The sequence below is a fragment of the Streptomyces sp. NPDC127084 genome (assembly GCF_042724175.1).
Taxonomy (GTDB): domain Bacteria; phylum Actinomycetota; class Actinomycetes; order Streptomycetales; family Streptomycetaceae; genus Streptomyces.
This window is the reverse complement of the sequence record NZ_JBHXFA010000020.1, coordinates 56,613-60,988: the sequence shown is the minus strand read 5'-3', so window position 1 is coordinate 60,988 and position 4,376 is coordinate 56,613. Positions and strand designations below refer to the sequence as shown.

Annotated in this window: 5 protein-coding genes; all 5 read right to left on the bottom strand. The window is 67.4% G+C overall.

Features of this window, described 5'->3' with window-relative positions; translation table 11 throughout:
• Positions 1-672 (bottom strand): helix-turn-helix domain-containing protein (locus ACFWI9_RS07695; RefSeq protein ID WP_387159670.1); only part of this gene is annotated, 672 nt, incomplete at its 3' end.
• Positions 673-760: 88 nt separating this feature from the next.
• A complete protein-coding gene (locus ACFWI9_RS07690) occupies positions 761-1,891 on the bottom strand; it encodes a PD-(D/E)XK nuclease family protein (protein WP_387159669.1) in 1,131 nt (376 codons plus the stop codon).
• A gap of 31 nt (positions 1,892-1,922) precedes the next feature.
• On the bottom strand, positions 1,923-3,014 hold the full coding sequence (locus tag ACFWI9_RS07685) for an AAA family ATPase (RefSeq protein ID WP_387159667.1): 1,092 nt from the start codon (positions 3,012-3,014) through the stop codon (positions 1,923-1,925).
• A gap of 27 nt (positions 3,015-3,041) precedes the next feature.
• Positions 3,042-3,386, bottom strand: coding sequence for a hypothetical protein (locus ACFWI9_RS07680; RefSeq protein WP_387159665.1), 345 nt, complete (start codon positions 3,384-3,386; stop codon positions 3,042-3,044).
• Between the two features lie 218 nt (positions 3,387-3,604).
• The gene (locus ACFWI9_RS07675; RefSeq protein WP_387159664.1) at positions 3,605-4,165 is read right to left on the bottom strand and encodes a hypothetical protein; all 561 of its coding nucleotides are present in this window, start codon (positions 4,163-4,165) and stop codon (positions 3,605-3,607) included.
• Positions 4,166-4,376: the final 211 nt, after the last annotated feature.

The window sequence follows — 4,376 nt, the reverse complement described above, 5'->3', positions numbered from 1 at the left end:
GCGCTGGACGAGATGGCGGTAGCGGTGCGCGGGCACGGCGCGCGGGTGGACGGCAGGCCGATCCGGGGGGGCGCGCCCGCCCCCCGCGCCGGGCTCGAAATTTCGCCCGCCCCCCCCCGCGCCACCCCCCGCCCCCCCCCGGCCCTCTTCCCCCTCCGGGTTCCCCTCGTGGAACCCTGCTTCCTCCCCTGGGTTCCCCGCGTGGAACCCTGTCTCCACCTGCGACTTTCCGGCCTTCCGGCGCCGCTCGGCCTTACGGGATTCGACGTCCTGGTAGGTCATCGCGGGCTTCGCCGGGGCAGCACGCTCGACCCCAGAGCGGGCTTTACGGGCGTTCTTCGGAGCAGCCTTGCGGGCCTCCGCAGCCGCCTTTAGATCGGCCGTGGTGGGCGTCGGTGGTACGCCCAGCGGGAAGACCCGGTAGACCGCGGCGCGGCCCGCCTTCCCCGTCTGCACCCTTTCCACAAGCCCCTTGGCGATGAGCTCGGTGACGATGGTGACGGCCCTCTTGTCGGTCACGCCGACCCAGGCTGCGAGCCGAGTCAAGCCGGGCCGCGAGAGCCGCGTCTCGTCGTCGGCTGAGTCCGCGATCTTCATAAGGGCGAGCTTCTGGCTCGTGCTGAGCACATCAGGCGGCAGATATGCCGCAGCGATCATCAGTTGGATAGACACGGTTCCCCTTGGACAGTGCAGGCATGGCGGCAGGACGGGGCACCCCGCCCGTCGTTCACGGGCGGGGCTGAGGAATCAAGGGCCCCGGTCAGGCCGGCGCGACGTTGATGACCGGCGCTGTCTTCTTCCCGGTCTTCCGCCGTGGAACGGGCAGCCCGGCGGCCTTGAGGTTTTTGACCATGCGGTCCGCATCCGGCTTCATCGGGACGGGGATGCCAGCGATCTCGTGAAGGTCGACCATCGCCTCCAGGTCGTCCTTCTCCTCGTCGTTCCCGCCGCGCCAGGACAGCTTGTTCGGGCCGTAGGTCCCGGCTGGGGACTGGTCCAGCTTCATACGGGCGAACTTCTTGATTCGGTCGCCCTCGCTCGCGAGTTCGTGTCCCTTCACGTAGTCCACGAGCGCCTGTTCCCGGTCGGCGTCGTTGTGGATGAGCGTCGTCTGCTCCGGGAGGCCCGGCGCCGTCCCTGGCCAGCACAGGGAGCGAAAGGGGCAGTAGCCGCAGATGGCGTCAAGGTTCGGGCCGTTGAAGTCGCGCGGCATCTCATCGGGGCCGCTGGTCTCGCGGACGCGTTCCACCCACCACTGGGCCTCGGCGGCCCGCTGGGGGTCGAAGTCGATCTCCTGGACGTGCTCGGCTCCGCTGTCACGGTTGATGAAGCGGAAGCGGATGCGCCCGATGTCGAGCGGACCCAGGCGGGACAGGTACCGCTGCCCCGGGACATCCTCGAATCCGACTTCGTGCAGCGCGCCCGCGTAGAGGTGGACCTGCCGCAGCTCGGCGGCCGTCGCACCGTAGCGAAGGACGCGGTCCCACAGGTAGGTGGACTTCGTCTTCACGTCCTCCACGGTGAGCACGTCTGCGGGTATCGCCGGTCGGTGACGCGCAGGCAGCCGAGCCGCCGTCGCCGCGTCGAGTTGGACGACGTCGACGTGACCTCTGATCAGGTCGTCCTGAACGCTTCGCTCCACCAGCCAGCCGTACTCGGTGCGCGCCGACTCCAGCAGGCCGTAGTGGATGAACGTGCCGAGAATCGCCGCGCGCTTGTCGGCGTGATCGGTCGGCGTGACGCCGTGCAGGATGTAGGCGGCGCGGCGGCCGCACACGGTGTCGGACGCCCCGAGCTGAGTCTGAAGGGAGCGGGGGCGGCGTGCATCGACGTGGTGGGCGGCGTCCCAGATGGACGGCGCGACGCCTTCGACGATGGCGGCTACGGACATGGGAGTCCTCCAAGAGGTACGTGCGGGCCGGTCACTGTTCGGCGTCCGCGTCCTGCTCGGCGGCCTTCCGCTTGGCGGCGGCGCGGAGCTTGTCAGCGTCGGTCAGTGAGCCCCCGCCCATCTCCGAGCGCGGGTTGTCGAGTTCAGCCGCCCTCTGTTCGGCGGCGGCACGCACGGTGGCGATCTCCTCCCGGCCGAGTCGGTTGCCAGGGTCCGGGACGGAGCGCCACAGCGCGCCGAGGGCTTCCTTGTCCTTCAGTTCGGCGATGCGCGTCAGCCACGGCTGCACCAGATCACCAGCGAGCGCAGGCATCACGCGCGGCTGGGATTCGATGGAGCAGCCGAGTCCGTTGAAGACCAGGTCCTCGATGCTGAAGTCCCGCAGGGTCAGCGGCTTCCTCTGCTCGACGCGCAGGCGCAGGGACCGCACCTTGATGATCTGGGGGTCGGCGTCGCGCTTCATCCGCACCCAGCACGTGGAGTCGAAGCCCAGGTCCTTCTGGGCCGACACCTTCCACTCGGTCTTGTTCTGGATCGGCTGTCCGTTGTCGTCGGTGGCGCTGACCTGCTTGCCGCGGGCGAGGACGATGGAGACGCCGGGCAGGGTGCGCAGCAGGTAGATGATCCTGTTCCACCGTTCCAGCGCGTCGTTCCACAGGTTGCGGCCAATGTCGAAGGCCGCGTCCGGGTCGTCCTGGAGAAGTGCGCGGTTCTTCCGCGTCCGGCGGCCCCGCTCGTATGTCCAGTTGGTCAGCATCCGCCAGAGGGCTGATCCCGAGTCGATGGTCAGGACGACCGGCGGCTCTCCGGCTGCCGCAGCACGCCGCGCCTCCGCGTGTACGGCCTCGACCTGTTCGAGGATGTCTCTATAGGTGCCGTCATGCTCGATGATCAGGTAGTTCGCGCCGTCGATCGCCGCGTACTCGTCGGCCGACCCCTCATCGAGGTCGATCCAGTACATCTGACCGATGCGCTCGGAGGCGGAGAACTGAGCCGCCGAGTAGGTCTTGCCAGCGCCCTCCTCTCCCTCGATGAGGAGCAGGGGCCAGGGGACGATCCCGGTTGGCCTGCGGGTCTTGAGCTTGATGGCGGGCGGCTTGGCGGCGCCCGCTGGTGCGTTCACGATCTGGCTCCAAGAGGTCGTGGTCGGTCAGTCCGCGCGTAGCGCGCGGACTTCGAAGAGCGGTGCCCACTCCGGGTGTCCGGCCAGCAGGAGGCGGACATACCGGGAGCGGTAGGAGTTGTTCAGCGCGAACTCGTCACCTCGTGTCGCCGCGCCGTACTGGTAGCGCAGGAGCTCGAAGAGCATCCCTATGCCGATCCTCGAGAACCCTTTGTCGGCGCAGTCGGCCGTCATCCGGGCCAACGCCGTGAAGACCCAGGGGTTGAGGGCGTGGAATGCCTCGAACCGCTGCTGGATGGTCAGGGTCCCGACATCGACGGGGTGACGAACGGGCTGGATGGTGGCGAACAACGGCGGCTGGTCGATCAGCAAGACACTCTCCCCCTCAGATCGGACGACATCTATTGAGTGTTGGAATCTATCTTTGAGGAGACGGATTGTCGATCGACAACATCGGCGCCCGCCGCTCGGCGGCCCCCTGGAGTACTGCACCACACCCCCAAATCGCAAGAAGCGCACCCGGCTGGATGCGCTTCCATTCTATATGCAATTGGGGTTCGAATCAAGAACAAGTCCCGTTTGAGCAGCGGTTACTTGGGGGTTCGACTCGCAGCCTTGCCGCGCGGCACGATCCTGGAGCCGGGGCCGTCGTAGGTGCCGTCCCGCAGGGAAGACAGGACGCGTTCATCGATCGCCCAGTCGACGTTGCGGGCGCCCGCCTGCAGTGCAGGGGCGTCCTCGACCACCGGCTCCAGCAGCCAGATCGGCGAGCCGGACAAGTTGTAGTCGGCAGGACGGAACCGGCCCGTGCCGATCGCGTTCCTCAACAGCGCGTTGGAGGGGAGCTGAAACAGAGCTTCCACCTCAGCCAGCCCCACAAGCGGCGGAAGTTCGCCGACCTCGCTGACCCACCGCCCGGGATCTTGCTCCTTGACCAGACGGGCAAGCTCGGCCTCATTGAGATGCCTGGGACGCGGAGTGGTCTGGCCGAAACCCTTCACGAAGTGCAGCAGCCAATACGGCGACCCACTGATGATCTTCGCGTACCGATAGTCGAGCGTCTGGTCTCGGCTGATCCACTGGCTGACCTGGAGCCGCTTCACCCCGTACAGTGCGGCGAACTCCGCACCGCCGGCCAGGTAGGGCTTCACCGCCGCCGGCTTCTTGTCCCCTGCCACTTCATCCCCTCCAGATCGGCACCCTTGTGCATATAGATTGTAACCAACGGCGCGAGTGGAGTTCACGCCCGCCGAAGTGCGGGTAGTGTGGGTGCTTCCAAGAGGTCGAATGCCCCCAGCGAAATATTGGGGGCGGCTTTCCGAGAGCGGGGAGGTGAGACGCCGGGACCCGGCCTAGCGCAAG